This window comes from Salmonella sp. JXY0409-18 (genome assembly GCF_020268625.1).
Classification (GTDB): domain Bacteria; phylum Pseudomonadota; class Gammaproteobacteria; order Enterobacterales; family Enterobacteriaceae; genus Salmonella; species Salmonella enterica.
The window spans coordinates 3,274,073-3,290,076 of the sequence record NZ_CP084216.1 but is presented as its reverse complement, the minus strand read 5'-3'; the positions used below and the strand labels follow the sequence as shown (position 1 = coordinate 3,290,076).

Here is a 16,004-nt window from a genome sequence, read left to right as displayed (position 1 = left end):
CTCTATTTGCATAGAACGGCCTGTTTTTTATTTTTTCGCGCCGGGCGAAAGATAAACACACACTGACTCCCCCAGATTCTGATGTTCACACTTGGGTATTGCCCGGCTGTAACGGGCAATAAAGCGGATGACGCTGTCGCCGCTGTTTAGCCCCACATTTCCTTTTCGCAGCAATTCTGCTGGCTGATCGTCGGTGAAAACGTTAGGGGTGAACAGTTTTGCGCCTAATCGTTCAAAAGTGCCAGCACTAACGATAGAGGGTTGATAACCCTGAAGCTGCAACCAGCGGCGGGCATCATTACGTGACCAAACCTGCGCATCGTTTGCTCGCGCAAACACTTCGAGAAGCCAGCCATTCGAATTCTGATAAGGGCCGGAAAAAGGCCACGCAATCAGGTTGTAGCGGGGACTGTGGAAGAGATTGAGTTTGATAGCGCTATGTAAGAGCGTTTGTAATGCCGTCGCGATATCTGAACGCGGGCGCAAAACGGCAATGCTCTGATTCACCAGGTCATCAGCCAGAAACTCATACAGACCTTGTATATAGAGCGCTGATTCAGCGGTTCCGCAAGTATTCAGATTATGGTAAACCCGCCAGTCTCCGTTTGGCTGGCGCATGGCATAGCCAGCATGTGACCAGGTTAAATGTCGGCTCGACATATCTTGCCCCTGGCGAACCAGAATGACGACCGGATCGGGTTGACTGTTAAGCTGTTGTTTGAGCTGTAGCGCCTGATCCATTGTCGCTGCGATGCTCTCCGGCGTGTTTGCTTTTTGGTGACAGTTAGCACTGTCTGCATAAGCGTTGAGCGAGATTGCGCTGAGCCACAGGGCAAACGCGAATCGCTTCATTTGGCCGGTACCGTCTGGTTGCTGGAAAGTCCTGCGTCGTCCTGATTTACCATATGGGCAAGGACTTTGCCCTCTTTTTTCAAATAAGCGCCGGTGCCTTCCTGCGTTTTTTCCAGAGTGACTTTATCACCTGCTTTGAGGTTGCCTTCTTTGACGACATGTAGCGGAACTTGCATTTTAATGTCTTTGTTATCGGGAGACTTAGTGGTTATCAGCGCGGTTTTTTGCTTTTTATTTTCGACAACAGATCCAATGATCAGGTTGAGCGGCAGCAGTACGGGGGAGAGTATAATTCCGCTAACCAGTGCGGAACTGCCCACGCTGACAACCGCAGACGATGCCGCATACCAGCCAGTGGCAGACATTTCTTCGCTATAGCTGGCGTGGGAAAATGAGAAACAGACGACCGCGGCGGCGAATGTCATTTTATTCATATTGATTCCTTTTAATATGCGTTTTAAGTACCCATAGAAATAACACTAAAATACTTCCCGGCAACCACACCCACAGCAATTCTGAGAGAATGACCTGGTGTCCATACGGCGTGATGTAGCTTGAAAGCGCGAACGGCGCGACTTTAATCACCTGCCAGGGCGCAAAAAAACGTTCATCTGACCACGGCCACAGCCATCCGACGCCTTTACCACCCGTGGTTATCGAATCCAGCAGGCTGTGCGACAACAAGGAAACGGTTAAAAACAGCCAGCAGCGCACCTGCCCAGCTCGAAACCATCGTCGTCCCGCGAGTACGCACAACAGGGGGAGGACGAATGCGAAAAGTAAAGAGTGGGTAAATCCGCGATGGCCGAAAACGTTGCCGTAGGCGATGCCAAATTTAAAGGCCAGCACGTCGGCATCGGGGAGCATCGCCAGCACAACACCGGCAAACAGCAGGCGAGGAGGGATAACTTTCAGGCCTAAGCCTGCGCCAAAACACAGGGGAACGGCGGCGTGGGTGATAACGGTAGGCATAGCGATGGTTCACAGGGAAATAGCCATGCTAGCAGTTGGAACGCAGAGGATTAAGTGGATGATTATCTGAAAAGACAGCGTAATCAGGCCGGATAAGACGCTTTGCGTCGCTATCCGGCACTCTGTATCAGGCCACGACGTTCACACTTTGGCCTTCAAAGCTAACGGTTTGCCCGGCGACAATTTTGCAGCGTTTACGCGTTTCAACCACGCCATCAACCTTCACCAACCCGTCGGCAATGGCGATTTTCGCCTGCGCGCCGCTTTCGCTCCAGCCTTCCAGCTTGAGCAGATCGCACAGCTCGACGTGCGGGTGCTTGCCTAAAGAGAATGTCGCCATATTATTTTCCTTGTGGATCGTGATATTCAATGCACGCCTGCAGCGTGTTTTCGATAAGCGTGGCGACCGTCATCGGGCCGACGCCGCCCGGAACTGGCGTGATGTATGACGCGCGCGCCGCGGCTTCGTCAAACACGACGTCGCCAACGACCTTGCCATTTTCCAGACGGTTAATACCGACATCAATCACAATTGCGCCTTCTTTAATCCATTCGCCGGGAATAAAGCCCGGTTTACCTACGGCGACAATGAGCAAATCAGCATGCTCAACATGGTGACGCAGATCTTTGGTAAAGCGGTGCGTAACGGTAGTCGTACAGCCAGCCAGCAGCAGCTCCATGCTCATTGGGCGTCCAACGATATTGGACGCGCCAATGACCACCGCATTCAGGCCGTAGGTATCAATGTTGTAACGCTCAAGCAGGGTCACAATACCGCGGGGCGTACAGGGACGCAGGCGTGGCGCACGCTGACACAGACGACCGACATTATAAGGATGAAAACCGTCTACGTCTTTATCTGGCGCGATACGCTCCAGCACTTTAACGTTGTCGATACCTGCCGGTAAAGGCAACTGCACCAGAATACCGTCAATCGTGTTATCTGCATTCAGAGTATCGATAAGCGCCAGCAGTTCGGCTTCGCTGGTGGTTTCTGGCAGGTCATAGGAGCGGGAGACGAATCCCACTTCGTCGCACGCTTTACGTTTGCTTGCGACATAAATCTGTGAGGCCGGATTGCTGCCGACCAGCACCACAGCCAGGCCGGGAGCGCGAAGCCCTGCTGCGACGCGTGCCTGAACTTTTTGAGCAACCTCAGATCGCACCTGCTGCGCAATCGTTTTACCGTCAATAATCTTTGCTGCCATCAGAGAGAAGATTCCATCTGTTACTTCAAGTCAAAGGGGATAACGCTATTTTGTCAGAAGCGGGCCTCGCTGTCAGTTAACGTTTGTGTTTCCGATGCAAACGCGACGTCTCCCCCGTCCGTTGCCGATACTGAGACGTGACCAGTAAGCGCGCCATGATTAACCAAAAAGAAACAATTCATCACCCTGGCTATGGTTACCGTAATCCCTCGTCGTTAATAGCGTCGGGCGGCATAATGCGACATTTTATACAAAATAAGATTAGACCCTTCTTATATCCCAATAAGAATTAGCTTAGGTCATTAAAAGAGTTTGCGGCTATTTTTTATTTAGCGAAATGTTTAATTTATTACCGTGACGAAATGTCATATTCGCAAAGATTAATTACTGCGTCTGATACTCAGGGGAGAAACAGAAAACTAATTAATCTGCGATATCTATCTTTACAGGATGCAGAGATAACTTTTCTGACATGCTATGTCGATAATAATTCAAACGGAGCCGACAGGATGCCGAAACCGGGTGTGTGTAATTCAAGGGAAATCCATGAAACATAAATTAATGACCTCTACTATTGCGAGTCTGATGTTTGTCGCTGGCGCAGCGGTTGCGGCTGATCCTACTCCGGTGAGCGTGAGTGGCGGTACTATTCATTTCGAAGGTAAACTGGTTAATGCAGCCTGTGCCGTTAGCACTAAATCCGCCGATCAAACGGTGACGCTGGGTCAATACCGTACCGCCAGCTTTACGGCGATTGATGATACGACCGCGCAGGTGCCTTTCTCCATCGTCCTGAATGACTGCGATCCGAAAGTGGCGGCTACCGCTGCCGTGGCTTTCTCTGGTCAGGCAGATAACACCAACCCTAATTTGCTGGCTGTCTCCTCTGCGGACAATAGCACTACCGCAACCGGCGTCGGGATTGAGATTCTTGATAACACCTCCTCACCGTTGAAACCGGACGGCGCGACCTTCTCGGCGAAGCAGGCGCTGGTTGAAGGCACCAATACGCTGCGTTTTACCGCACGCTATAAGGCAACCGCCACCGCCACGACGCCAGGCCAGGCTAATGCCGACGCCACCTTTATCATGAAATACGAATAATCCCGTCTGGGAACGCCAGGGAAGGGAGGCGCCTCAACGGAAGAGGCTATCGGGGATAAAAGAGAACATAGCAGATGATAAGGAAAGGCGCGGCGCTAGTGGGGCTTGTTTTGATGTCGCCCGTTATTGCGCAGCCGGTAATGGTGGAGAGCGGGCGTATTCACCTGCGCGGACAACTGGTCAATGGCGGCTGCGCTGTCGCCACTGAAAGCCAGGATTTGCGCGTACTGATGGGACAGTACCGCACGAATGCGTTTACCGGTCCTGGCAGCTTCGCTCCCGTCAGCGTTCCATTTTCGTTACGGTTAATCTCTTGTAGCGCGGAGGTCTGGCGTCATGTCGGCATTGCGTTTGCCGGCGTTACGCCTGCGGAAGATCCCCATGTTTTTCTGGCCAGCGGCGAGGGTATCGGTAATGCCGGAATCGGCCTGGCATTATTTGATGACCAGCAGCGGCAAATCATACCTAACACGTTACCGCTTCATTACACGCCCATTTTAACGTCAGAAATGACTTTGCATTTTACTGCCCGCTATCGGGCAATTTCAGAAAATATGACGCCGGGACGAATTCATTCAGAAGTGTGGTTTACGCTGGTTTACCCATGAATTTTCTTGCCGACGTGACTCAATGCAAAAGGTATTTTTTACCATGCTGAATAGTATAAAATTAGGCTTTATTGTTCTTCTCACGTTATTTACTTCGCTGAACGTACAGGCGGCGGGGGGGATTGCATTAGGCGCCACGCGCGTTATTTATCCCTCGGCGGCGAAACAGACTTCTCTGGCAATCAGTAATAGCGATACTCAAGAACGTTACCTCGTCAATTCATGGATCGAAAATAGCGCCGGGCAGAAAGAAAAAACGTTTATCGTTACGCCACCTTTATTCGTCAGCGAACCCAAAAGCGAAAACACGCTGCGTATTATCTACGCCGGGCAACCGCTACCCGGGGATCGGGAGTCGTTATTCTGGATGAACGTGAAAGCCATCCCGTCGGTCGATAAAAGTCATATTGAGGGAAAAAACGTTCTGCAACTGGCGATTCTGTCGCGGATCAAACTGTTTGTGCGTCCGGCGAATTTGCCGCAGACGCCGGAAGACGCGCCGACCTTGCTGAAATTTTCCCGTATCGGCAACCATCTCAAGATAACCAACCCATCTGCTTATTACCTCACGCTGGTCAATATCAGCGTGGGCGCGAAAAAGATTGATAACGTGATGATCGCGCCAAAAAGCGACATGCAAATTCCCTTACCGACTGGCGCGCAGGGCAGCGTGACATTTCAGACCGTCAATGATTACGGCGCATTGACGTCGGCGACAACGGCCAGTCTCGGTTAAGCAGATCGCGTGAAGCCACACGAGAACACGATGAAGAAGACAACCTGGTTTGCAGGGCGATTTCCCGGCTATGTATCACCGTTAAGCGGCGTGGCGCTGTCGGTGTTGGCGGCGCTGTGTCCGCTGACGAGCCGCGGCGAAAGTTATTTCAACCCTGCGTTTTTGTCGGCGGATACCGCGTCTGTGGCGGATTTATCTCGCTTTGAAAAAGGTAATCATCAGCCTCCCGGTATTTACCGGGTGGATATCTGGCGTAACGACGAATTCGTAGCGACGCAGGATATCCGTTTTGAGGCGGGCGCCGTGGGCGCCGGCGATAAATCCGGCGGCCTGATGCCTTGTTTTACACCGGAGTGGATTAAACGCCTGGGCGTGAATACCGCGGCGTTCCCTGTCTCAGATAAAGGCGTCGATACCACGTGTATTCACCTTCCTGAGAAAATCCCGGGCGCGGAGGTCGCGTTCGATTTCGCGTCGATGCGCTTAAATATTAGCTTGCCGCAGGCGTCATTGCTCAACAGCGCGCGTGGCTATATCCCGCCGGAAGAGTGGGATGAAGGGATACCCGCCGCACTCATCAATTACAGTTTTACCGGTAGCCGCGGAACAGACAGCGATAGCTATTTTTTGAGTCTGTTGAGTGGTTTGAACTATGGCCCCTGGCGGCTGCGTAATAACGGAGCCTGGAACTATTCGAAAGGGGACGGCTATCATTCGCAACGCTGGAACAACATTGGCACCTGGGTACAGCGCGCCATCATTCCGCTAAAAAGCGAACTGGTCATAGGGGACAGCAATACCGGGAACGATGTTTTCGACAGCGTCGGCTTTCGCGGAGCGCGGCTGTACTCTTCTGACAATATGTATCCCGATAGCCTGCAGGGCTACGCCCCCACGGTTAGAGGAATCGCCCGGACGGCGGCAAAGCTGACGATACGACAGAACGGGTATGTTATCTACCAAAGCTATGTGTCGCCGGGCGCGTTTGCGATTACCGATCTTAATCCTACCTCTTCCAGCGGCGACCTTGAGGTGACGGTAGATGAAAAAGACGGTAGCCAACAACGTTACACGGTGCCTTACTCTACCGTTCCGCTATTGCAGCGTGAGGGCAGGGTGAAGTATGACCTGGTGGCCGGGGATTTTCGCAGCGGCAATAGTCAGCAGTCTTCGCCATTCTTTTTCCAGGGAACGGTGATTGCCGGCCTGCCTGCGGGGCTGACGGCTTACGGCGGTACGCAACTTGCCGATCGTTACCGTGCCGTGGTGGTCGGGGCGGGGCGAAATTTGGGCGACTGGGGAGCCGTGTCGGTCGATGTCACACATGCGCGTAGCCAACTGGCAGATGACAGCACCCATCAGGGGCAATCGTTGCGTTTTCTGTACGCCAAATCGCTGAATAATTACGGGACTAATTTTCAATTGCTGGGTTACCGCTATTCCACGCGCGGATTTTACACCCTGGATGATGTGGCATATCGCAGTATGGAAGGGTACGACTACGAATACGATAGCGACGGACGCCGCCATAAAGTGCCGGTGGCGCAGAGCTACCACAATCTCCGTTACAGCAAAAAAGGCCGCTTTCAGGTCAATATTTCGCAAAACCTGGGGGATTACGGGTCACTGTATCTTTCCGGCAGTCAACAAAATTACTGGAATACGGCGGATACCAATACCTGGTATCAACTGGGATACGCCAGTGGATGGCAAGGCATAAGTTATTCGCTGTCATGGTCGTGGAGCGAGTCGGTGGGGATCTCAGGCGCCGACCGCATTCTGGCATTCAATATGTCCGTTCCGTTTAGCATTCTGACCGGACGGCGCTATGCGCGCGACACTATTCTTGATCGTACTTATGCCACGTTTAACGCCAACCGCAACCGCGACGGCGACAATAGCTGGCAGACCGGCGTGGGCGGCACGCTTCTGGAAGGACGTAATCTGAGCTACAGCGTGACGCAGGGGCGTAGCAGTAGCAATGGTTATAGCGGCAGCGCCAGCGCTAGCTGGCAGGCGACGTATGGCACGCTGGGCGTGGGATATAACTACGATCGCGATCAGCATGACTATAACTGGCAACTTTCCGGCGGCGTGGTTGGTCATGCGGATGGTATTACGTTTAGCCAACCGTTGGGCGATACCAATGTCTTGATTAAAGCGCCGGGAGCGAAAGGCGTGCGCATCGAAAACCAGACCGGCGTGAAAACGGACTGGCGGGGCTATGCGGTAATGCCCTACGCCACGGTATATCGCTATAACCGCGTCGCATTAGATACCAACACGATGGACAACCATACCGATGTCGAAAATAACGTCAGCAGCGTAGTGCCGACAGAGGGCGCGCTGGTGCGGGCTGCTTTTGATACGCGGATAGGCGTAAGGGCAATCATTACCGCGAGGCTTGGCGGACGTCCGTTACCGTTTGGCGCGATAGTACGAGAAACCGCCAGCGGCATTACCAGTATGGTCGGCGATGACGGGCAAATTTATCTGAGCGGCTTGCCGCTAAAAGGTGAACTGTTCATCCAGTGGGGAGAGGGGAAAAACGCGCGTTGTATCGCCCCTTACGCCCTGGCGGAGGATAGTCTGAAGCAGGCGATTACGATAGCCAGCGCGACCTGTATCCGTCCGGCGTCATAAAAGGAAAAATAGAGATGAAAATATACTCAGCGCTATTGCTGGCGGGGACCGCGCTCTTTTTCACCCATCCCGCGCTGGCGACGGTTTGCCGCAATTCAAACGGGACGGCGACCGATATCTTTTACGACCTGTCAGATGTTTTCACCAGCGGCAATAATCAGCCGGGACAGGTGGTTACGCTACCGGAAAAATCAGGTTGGGTCGGCGTAAACGCGACGTGCCCGGCGGGGACAACGGTGAATTATACCTACCGAAGCTATGTATCAGAATTACCGGTACAAAGCACCGAAGGAAATTTTAAATACCTCAAACTGAATGACTACCTTCTGGGCGCGATGAGCATAACCGATAGTGTCACTGGCGTATTTTATCCGCCCCGTAACTATATTCGCATGGGCGTCGACTATAACGTGTCGCAGCAAAAGCCGTTTGGCGTGCAGGACTCAAAGCTGGTTTTTAAATTAAAAGTGATACGGCCTTTTATTAATATGGTGACGATCCCTCGCCAGACAATGTTTACCGTCTATGTGACGACCTCTACCAGCGACGCGTTGAGCACGCCGGTATATACCATTAGCTACAGCGGCAAAGTGGAAGTGCCGCAAAACTGCGAAGTGAATGCCGGACAGGTCGTGGAGTTTGATTTCGGCGATATCGGCGCGTCGTTATTTAGTCAGGCGGGGGCGGGTAATCGTCCGCAAGGCGTCACGCCGCAAACGAAAACTATCGCTATCAAATGTACCAACGTCGCGGCGCAGGCCTATTTATCGATGCGGCTTGAAGCCGAAAAGGCCTCAGGGCAGGCGATGGTGTCCGATAATCCGGATTTAGGTTTTGTAGTTGCTAATAGCAACGGTACGCCGCTCACACCCAATAATTTGTCGAGTAAAATTCCGTTTCATCTTGATGATAACGCCGCCGCTCGCGTAGGTATTCGCGCCTGGCCGATCAGCGTGACGGGGAATAAACCGGCGGAAGGGCCGTTTACTGCGCGCGGCTATCTACGAGTCGATTATGATTAAGGAGGCATAATGATCCTTCGGCGCGTTTTCATCGCTATCGGTTGTGTTTTGTTCAGCCCGCTGAGTCAGGCCAACTCATCTCTGGGCGAAGTGAATATTGAACTGCGCGGTAACGTGGTGGATTTTACCTGCGCCGTGGTGGCGGGCGACAGTAACAAGTCGGTTAATCTCGGCACCTGGCCGACAAAACAGCTTCACGCCGTCGGTGACTCCACGCAACCGGTAGCCTTTAGCCTAAAACTTGAAGGTTGCCCGCCGGGGTCGGCGTCTATAACGTTTTCCGGGACGCCAGCGCCCGGCACGGCATTACTGGCGCTTGCTGATACGGCAATGGCGCAAAAACTGGCGATTGAAATTCGCGATGGCGATCAACGTCGATTGCCACTTGAACAGGCCAGCAAGGCCGTCGATATTGACAACAACGGCAATGCTACCCTGAAATTCTATGCGAACTATATCGCCTTAGCCGATGGCGTGCAGCCCGGACTTGCTAACGCGGATGCGACTTTCCTGATCAATTACAATTAATGCCCGTTATTGTGGCTCCCGAACGATAATTCGCCGGGAGTACCTTTACAATAATTCGTGTGATTTGGCGTAATCGATAAGCTCAACGATAGAGTGAAGGCCAAGTTTAGAAAATATATTGGCCTTATGCGCGCTGATAGTCTTGTTACTCAATAAAAGTTGCTCGGCAATTTCTTTGTTAGACATTCCATTGGCCAGATAGCGCAGCACGGTGACTTCGCGGTTAGAAAGTGGCATATCATGGTGCCCGCCTTTTGGGGGACGGGTATTACTGATAAAGTTAAGCGTCTCAGATGGAAAAAAAGAATAACCGGATAAAATCATTTTTACCGCATTATAAATATCATTGAGGTCTTTGCGTTTACTTACAAATCCGTTTGCGCCCGCTCTTATTGCTCTTCCGGCATAAAAAGCCTCTGATTTTGACGATAAAAAAAGTATCCGGGTATGTTCCTGGATAGATTTGATTCGTTTAAGTAAAGTAAAGCCGTCGGTGCCCGGTAATTCAATATCCAGAATGACAAGGTCAACAGGATAAGTGCGCAGATACTCTATCGCTGTTCGGCTATCATCCGTTTTCAGGACAACCTGAATATTGCTATTTTTACCGAGTAAAACTTCGATCGACATTCTTACAATAGGGTGTTCGTCCATAATGATAACAGATGCAGGTTTCATTGTTGTATGCCTCAGACTGTTATGCGTCCTTCGTTTTAGAATAAGCGTCAGACACCTTAAAGATTGTGGAATAGCCAGATCTACACACCACACGGTGGAGCAATAATAAAGAATGAGACCTCCCTGTTGACTGGCTATTTTGCGTAAGAGTAATAAATATGTGGAATATCCATTTCGCACCAACAAAAAAGAAATTTCTGATTAAGTAAAAACAATATGGATTATACCTGGTCTGATTTCTCGGAAAAGTCTTGCGAAATGCGAATTATGGATAGCGGGTAGGATGTTCTGTGGCGTTATAGAAAATTTGTTCGTGGTAGAGCTATTTTCTTTGGAGTTGACATTGCGTAGTTTAAACTGTTGTTTTTAAGTATAAAAATAATATGAAAGACTAATTGTTTAGTATTTGTTATGTAACAACAGAAAGATGTTGACGCTGGAGACCTCAAAAAACGAGGAGGGACAGGGGACGATGTAAGAAAAAAATTTTTATCGCTTACCAGGACGAGTTGTAAATATTAATTTTATGTGAAATATTTACATTTAATGGAAGTGAAAATAAGTAATTTCTTAAAAAATCTTATTCACCAAAACGTTACTCCGTTAAAAAATATCGTGGAAAGTAACGTTTAGCTGCTGGATCAGCCGAAGAAAGCTTTGCCTGTGGGGAAGGTTAAGGAGGGTGATAAGTTGTTTAAGCCGGTAAACTACACGATGATAAGGTACGCTTTGCTGACGTGCTATTTCTTTTAAAGAGGCGCCTTGCGCTAAAGTTTCAATCATCAACCAGTCAGTACGGCTAAAGCTTTCCGATAAGCGAGGTTTAGCGGCTGATAACAAGGCTTCGCGTACTGAAGCCAGATTTTGTCGTCGTGACAGAACAAAAAAACGCCCAGCCATACGGATAAACTGTGTTATAGCGGCGGTTTTATCTGATACCAGCAGGTAAATCTGGATATCGCTTTGTTGCCAACTGAGCGCGCGTAGCTGGTTAAGCGCCTCAATACAGGAGACAGGTAGCGTCTCCATATCTACAATCAGTTGTCTGAGCGACCCCTTTTCAATCCACAAAGAAATGTCATCTAATGAGCGGAATGCTGCGGTACGTTTTCCGGAAAATAAGTAGTGACTCAATGAATAGCCGAGGTAGTTATCAGTTGTAATTATTGCCTGGGAAATGATACCAACCGGCAAGGCATAATTAAGCTGTTGGTCCAGTAACTCAAGGCGATCAAATATCTGCGGCGTTGGAGAGTGATAACGGCAGGCGCAGTCTTTGGCATTTCTTAAACGGCGGTGTCTTTCCCTGCGTGGTACGCTGCGCATCCTGCTTTTTCCATTGCTCTAATATATATCTGGTAATATGGCTGGCCATAAATAACCTTGTCCCATCGTTGCACCAGCGTAAAAAGCAATGCTTCGTTGCTCTGATGTTTCAATGCCTTCCATCAGCATTAACTGCTGAAAAAAAACTTCGCTATCATGTTCTGACGAAAGTTGCGTCAGGACCTCATAGCCGATTAATTGCGCAGTTGAGAGATGAACGATTGGCTCAGATTTTAACAATCCGCTGTTGAGATATGAATGGCGTGTTGGCGAAGATGCCAGGTGTGGGGGATTTATCCTTTCCTTTAATAAAGTACCCTGTGCCACCAAACACTCCTCCAGGCATTTATGATGCAGCCATATATTTTCGACCCCTGAATCTATCAGGATATTATGGGCATCATTGTGGCAGCGTTAAAAAAATGCCTGTAGGTATCGTTACTTAATTATTGGTGAGATATTTCGTAAGCCTTGTAAAAAGTTAAGTGAGTTTACTTACTGAGTAAGAAATGAAGGTTAACTCTAATATACTTTAAAAACTGCTGCTCCGTTTTAACATGTAATTTTCGCATAATGCTCCGGCGGAGTGACTTTGTCTGCTCTTCAGAAAGCGAAAGTAAAGCGGCCGTTTCGCTTAAATGATAACCGCTGGCGATCAGTTTTAATAAGTGACGTTCTGTTACTGAAAAATGACGAGTCGTGCAATAGTGGCAAATGCCAGAAGGGACGCTATGTCGAAGCGCTCGCTTATGTAAGATCAATATCATTTTTCGGGTAATTTCTTCAACATCATCTTCCCGATAAATATGCGGCAGCATATACAGACATGGTCTGAACATGAGCTTTTCTTTATCGCATTTATTACAAATAATTACCCGTAGCTGATGTTGGGTATGCATAGGTATCTGGTAACAGCCTGCGCTGAACCAATCATCATCCAGGGCCAGGAAAGCGATATCGGCATTATCTATCTCTTCTGGCGGCAGAAAGTCAATTTTCTGCTGCCATTGATTCGCCAGACGCGTCATGATGATTTTCAACCCATGCTCAAAGTGACTGTTTTGTTCCTTAATAGCGATACTCAGCATAAAAAATATCCTACACGGCAGGTGAATCATGGTGAAATATTAAAGAAACTGATTGATTATCTAAATACTGGCGGCCTTAATTCCCACTTTATGCGTGCTGAGATGTGTCCAGGCGATTTCCTGGAACCTGGCATTGCGCCAGAAAAGACGATATTCGTACACTTAGTCAGCAACCAGAACAAAAGCCATTGACTCAGGAGTACCTGACCGTATAATTCTCGCGTTTCGTCTACACGAAGTCTTCACTTCACAAGGCGCCCTTAGCTCAGTTGGATAGAGCAACGGCCTTCTAAGCCGTGGGTCGCAGGTTCGAATCCTGCAGGGCGCGCCATTGATAAATCAAACAGTTACATCAAAAACCTATCATCTAAAATTATCCTGCAGTGTAAGTATCAGGGTAAGTTTTAAATCATCCCTGTATTTTCGCATTATCTTGACCTTCCCCCTGTAAACAGTGCCAGTCTAAACTGAAGTTTCCGGTCTTTCTTCCATCTCACAGAAAGGCGCATTGTCATGAAAAAGACCCGTTATACTGAAGAACAGATTGCATTTGCCCTGAAACAGGCTGAAATCGGCACTCGCGTCGGGAAAGTCTGCAGAAAGATGGGAATTTCTGAGGCCACATTTTACAACTGGAAGAAAAAATTTGCCGGGCCGGGCGTGACGGAACTGCGGCGTCTGCGGCAACTGGAGGATGAGAATCAGCGGCTGAAGAAGCTGGTCGCTGAGCTGAGTCTGGACAAGGAGATGCTGCAGGAGGTACTGAAGCAAAAGTTCTGAGGCCGGCTCAGAAGCGCCAGGCGGTGACATTTTTGCGGGAGGCTTACCGTATCAGCGTCCGGCGGGGATGCGGGTTGCTGATGCAGAGCAAAACCGTTTACCACTGGCAGAACCGGCGTGACGATCGGGCGATAACCCTGCGCATCCGGGAAATAGCGGAAACCCGGATACGCTACGGTTGCCCGCGTATTCATATTCAGTTGCGCCAGGAGGGATGGCCTGTTAACCACAAGAAAACCCACCGGATTTATTGTCCGGAAGGCCTGAACCTGCGCAGAAAACGCCCCGCAGACATGTCAGTGCAGCACGCCGTCAGCAGCGCCCGGTCCTGACGCATGTCGATCAGTGCTGGAGTATGGATTTTGTGTCAGATAATCCGTTTAACGGGCGGCGTTTTCGGGCGCTGACTGTAGTGGTTAATTTTAGTCGGGAATGCCTGGCGATCCATGCCGGAAAATCGTTAAAAGGCGAGGATGTGGTCAGAATAATGGAGGTACTGCGGGTACTAAATAAGCGGCTGCCGGTAGGTATCCAGACGGATAACGGCAGCGAGTTTATCTCAAAAAGTCTGGATAAATGGGTGTATGAACACGGCGTCACAATGGACTTCTCACGCCCCGGAAAGCCGACAGATAACCCGTTTATTGAATCATTTAACGGCAGTCTGCGGGATGAATGCCTGAACATTCACTGGTTCCTGTCACTGGAAGATGCGCAGGAAAAACCCGACAACTGGCGCAGGGAATACAATCATGAGAGAACGCATTCATCATTAAATGACATGACTCCGGCTGAATTTATCCGAAGTCTTCGGAAAGACGAAGGTCTCTGATTTAGCACTGTACTGAATTTGTGCCAGGGCCACTTACAATTCTACTTCGTTAAAGGCTTTAGTGAAAAAACTAATGGAGAATTAGTTAGATTAACCTTAATAACACTTTAAATATGTAATAAAAGTGGGCGTGTACACCCACTTTTATTTTATAGTGAACATGCTATAGCTAATTAAACCTTACAACTATAGTTTCACCTACTAAACCAATAGAATACACATCATTTCGACTTTTTTCCCATCCATCATTAAGGGTGACATGATTTGTATATAGTTTAAATTTTTTGGAAAAAGGATTTCTTTGCATTAATACACCTGACCACATCCAGTCATTATTAATGATGCGCGGTATTAATATTTCCATAATGGGGTGTTTTTTTATTATATTTTCATTAGTTGATGTGTATGGCTCTACACCTATAAATTTTATATATTCAGCATTGTTCCCAATACCAAAGAATTGGATGTCTTGAGATATTCTATTAACAATATTTTCTTCAAACTTAAATTGTGCATTAATTGAGTGATACGCGCCGTAAGAAAAAAATGTAGACATTAATAAAACAAAAGAAAAATAAATTCTAAATATTAATTTTTTATCCCCAAATGCAGAATACATTGAGTAACAACAGAAAAACATAAAACCGCCCATCCCAATCAGTACTCTTGCAGCATAAATTGGTGAATTAAGTAGCAACATAGGGCCAATAATAAAAAATAAAGAAGCCAATAAACTAACAGCCAACAATGTTATCCTCATTGCTTTATTTTGTTCGCTTAATAAGATTCTTAAAACAATAATTAAAAAAGAAACAACCAACACTACCAGCATTGAGTAGTAAACTAAGCTATAAGCACCATCGAAAATGACGCTTATCATTTTATAGAATGAAACTATATTATTGTAAAGACTTTCAATAATATTCGAGTTTAACTCTATAATCTTGCTGTGCTCAATATTGTAACCACCAGTAACCAGTTTTTTTGCTATAAAAAAAGAGTATATCAAATATCCTGTTATCAAGCAAAATAGCGATAAAATAGCTTTGTAAACTATTGACTTTAAGTCTTCACCACTTGTGAGATCTGAGAGTATAAAAGTAAATAAAAATATAGAGTATATATTTAATGAGGCTTGATATAGACTGAGGTATGCAATTGTTAGAGTGATAGCGATTATGATGTTTGAAATTTCACGGCTGTACGATTTACGCGATGCCATAATTGATATGGCGACACTCAAACACATTGTTAATGAATCATATTTATATGATAGGTTTTCTATGAAAAAAGGATTTGCTATAATCATCATAAAGCAAAGTGCCGCTGTGATATAATCATTACCGAACAAATAATCTCTAATGTACACTAATGAAATAACTAATGCGGTCAACCCTAAAATCAATGGAAGTGGAGATGAGTCTGTAATTGGTATACCAAAATTTATAACATAAAATATAACATCAGCAAGAGGCCTGCCATTCCCAGACCAGCCTAGCCCACCATAAAGAGACCTTCCTAAATCATCAATGTAATATGATTGTTGAGTTAGTAAAGGGAACGTGTAAATGAGTACCAAACCCAAAAGGATGGATACAAACATTTTGTCATTATTATTGAACGTCAC

Annotated in this window: 16 protein-coding genes, 1 tRNA gene and 1 pseudogene; 8 read left to right on the top strand and 10 right to left on the bottom strand. The window is 48.0% G+C overall.

The genetic code is table 11. The annotated features are described in order from the left end of the window. Positions 1 to 27: 27 nt before the first annotated feature. The 5 genes from LDB27_RS16155 to folD all read right to left on the bottom strand — a co-directional run bounded on the left by LDB27_RS16155 (position 28) and on the right by folD (position 3,032). Entirely contained in the window at positions 28 to 852 is an 825-nt protein-coding gene (locus LDB27_RS16155; RefSeq protein ID WP_000819116.1) for a DUF2145 domain-containing protein, read from the bottom strand. Beyond that, positions 849 to 1,286, bottom strand: coding sequence for an STM0539 family protein (locus LDB27_RS16150; protein WP_001038576.1), 438 nt, complete (start codon positions 1,284 to 1,286; stop codon positions 849 to 851). The genes LDB27_RS16155 and LDB27_RS16150 overlap by 4 nt, the downstream gene beginning before the upstream one ends. Continuing rightward, positions 1,279 to 1,824 carry a metal-dependent hydrolase gene (locus LDB27_RS16145; protein WP_001143505.1) on the bottom strand — a complete coding sequence of 182 codons (546 nt, stop codon included), beginning with the start codon at positions 1,822 to 1,824 and terminating at the stop codon, positions 1,279 to 1,281. The genes LDB27_RS16150 and LDB27_RS16145 overlap by 8 nt, the downstream gene beginning before the upstream one ends. Positions 1,825 to 1,951: 127 nt before the next feature. After that, positions 1,952 to 2,164 carry a ribosome-associated protein YbcJ gene (gene ybcJ, locus LDB27_RS16140; RefSeq protein ID WP_000190281.1) on the bottom strand — a complete coding sequence of 71 codons (213 nt, stop codon included), beginning with the start codon at positions 2,162 to 2,164 and terminating at the stop codon, positions 1,952 to 1,954. A gap of 1 nt (position 2,165) precedes the next feature. Continuing rightward, entirely contained in the window at positions 2,166 to 3,032 is an 867-nt protein-coding gene (folD, locus tag LDB27_RS16135) for a bifunctional methylenetetrahydrofolate dehydrogenase/methenyltetrahydrofolate cyclohydrolase FolD (protein WP_000729165.1), read from the bottom strand. 546 nt (positions 3,033 to 3,578) lie between these two features. Here folD and fimA point away from each other — a divergent pair. The 6 genes from fimA (at position 3,579) to sfmF (ending at position 9,673) form a co-directional block, all read left to right on the top strand. Then, complete coding sequence (gene fimA, locus LDB27_RS16130) at positions 3,579 to 4,136, top strand: type 1 fimbrial protein subunit FimA (RefSeq protein ID WP_000681026.1); 558 nt, start codon at positions 3,579 to 3,581, stop codon at positions 4,134 to 4,136. A 74-nt stretch (positions 4,137 to 4,210) separates the two neighbouring features. Further along, positions 4,211 to 4,744, top strand: coding sequence for a type 1 fimbrial protein subunit FimI (gene fimI, locus LDB27_RS16125; protein ID WP_000619614.1), 534 nt, complete (start codon positions 4,211 to 4,213; stop codon positions 4,742 to 4,744). Positions 4,745 to 4,787: 43 nt separating this feature from the next. Then, positions 4,788 to 5,480, top strand: a complete 693-nt coding sequence (gene fimC / locus LDB27_RS16120) for a type 1 fimbria chaperone FimC (RefSeq protein ID WP_001531073.1) — start codon at positions 4,788 to 4,790, stop codon at positions 5,478 to 5,480. 30 nt (positions 5,481 to 5,510) lie between these two features. Further along, positions 5,511 to 8,123, top strand: coding sequence for a fimbrial biogenesis usher protein (locus tag LDB27_RS16115; RefSeq protein WP_000754218.1), 2,613 nt, complete (start codon positions 5,511 to 5,513; stop codon positions 8,121 to 8,123). 14 nt (positions 8,124 to 8,137) lie between these two features. Further along, positions 8,138 to 9,145: a type 1 fimbria D-mannose specific adhesin FimH gene (gene fimH, locus LDB27_RS16110; RefSeq protein ID WP_000708659.1), complete on the top strand. Its 1,008-nt coding sequence runs from the start codon at positions 8,138 to 8,140 to the stop codon at positions 9,143 to 9,145. A gap of 9 nt (positions 9,146 to 9,154) precedes the next feature. Then, the gene (sfmF, locus tag LDB27_RS16105; RefSeq protein WP_000603406.1) at positions 9,155 to 9,673 is read left to right on the top strand and encodes a fimbria assembly protein; all 519 of its coding nucleotides are present in this window, start codon (positions 9,155 to 9,157) and stop codon (positions 9,671 to 9,673) included. A 45-nt stretch (positions 9,674 to 9,718) separates the two neighbouring features. Here sfmF and fimZ read toward each other — a convergent pair whose 3' ends face one another. From fimZ to fimW, 4 genes are all read right to left on the bottom strand, one after another. Then, a complete protein-coding gene (gene fimZ / locus LDB27_RS16100; RefSeq protein WP_000801272.1) occupies positions 9,719 to 10,351 on the bottom strand; it encodes a fimbria biosynthesis transcriptional regulator FimZ in 633 nt (210 codons plus the stop codon). 603 nt (positions 10,352 to 10,954) lie between these two features. Next, positions 10,955 to 11,677, bottom strand: a complete 723-nt coding sequence (gene fimY, locus LDB27_RS16095; protein ID WP_001258113.1) for a fimbria biosynthesis regulator FimY — start codon at positions 11,675 to 11,677, stop codon at positions 10,955 to 10,957. 18 nt (positions 11,678 to 11,695) lie between these two features. Continuing rightward, positions 11,696 to 12,007, bottom strand: a complete 312-nt coding sequence (locus LDB27_RS16090; RefSeq protein WP_000226498.1) for a hypothetical protein — start codon at positions 12,005 to 12,007, stop codon at positions 11,696 to 11,698. 161 nt (positions 12,008 to 12,168) lie between these two features. Then, positions 12,169 to 12,765, bottom strand: coding sequence for a fimbria biosynthesis transcriptional regulator FimW (gene fimW / locus LDB27_RS16085; protein WP_000948629.1), 597 nt, complete (start codon positions 12,763 to 12,765; stop codon positions 12,169 to 12,171). A gap of 254 nt (positions 12,766 to 13,019) precedes the next feature. On the opposite strand from fimW, the gene LDB27_RS16080 reads away from it, so the two are divergent. Both LDB27_RS16080 and LDB27_RS16075 read left to right on the top strand, forming a co-directional pair. Further along, positions 13,020 to 13,096 (top strand) — tRNA-Arg (locus LDB27_RS16080). Between the two features lie 182 nt (positions 13,097 to 13,278). After that, positions 13,279 to 14,377, top strand: a pseudogene (locus LDB27_RS16075) (IS3 family transposase). Between the two features lie 169 nt (positions 14,378 to 14,546). Here LDB27_RS16075 and LDB27_RS16070 read toward each other — a convergent pair. Next, positions 14,547 to 16,004: a glucosyltransferase domain-containing protein gene (locus tag LDB27_RS16070; protein ID WP_000143759.1), complete on the bottom strand. Its 1,458-nt coding sequence runs from the start codon at positions 16,002 to 16,004 to the stop codon at positions 14,547 to 14,549.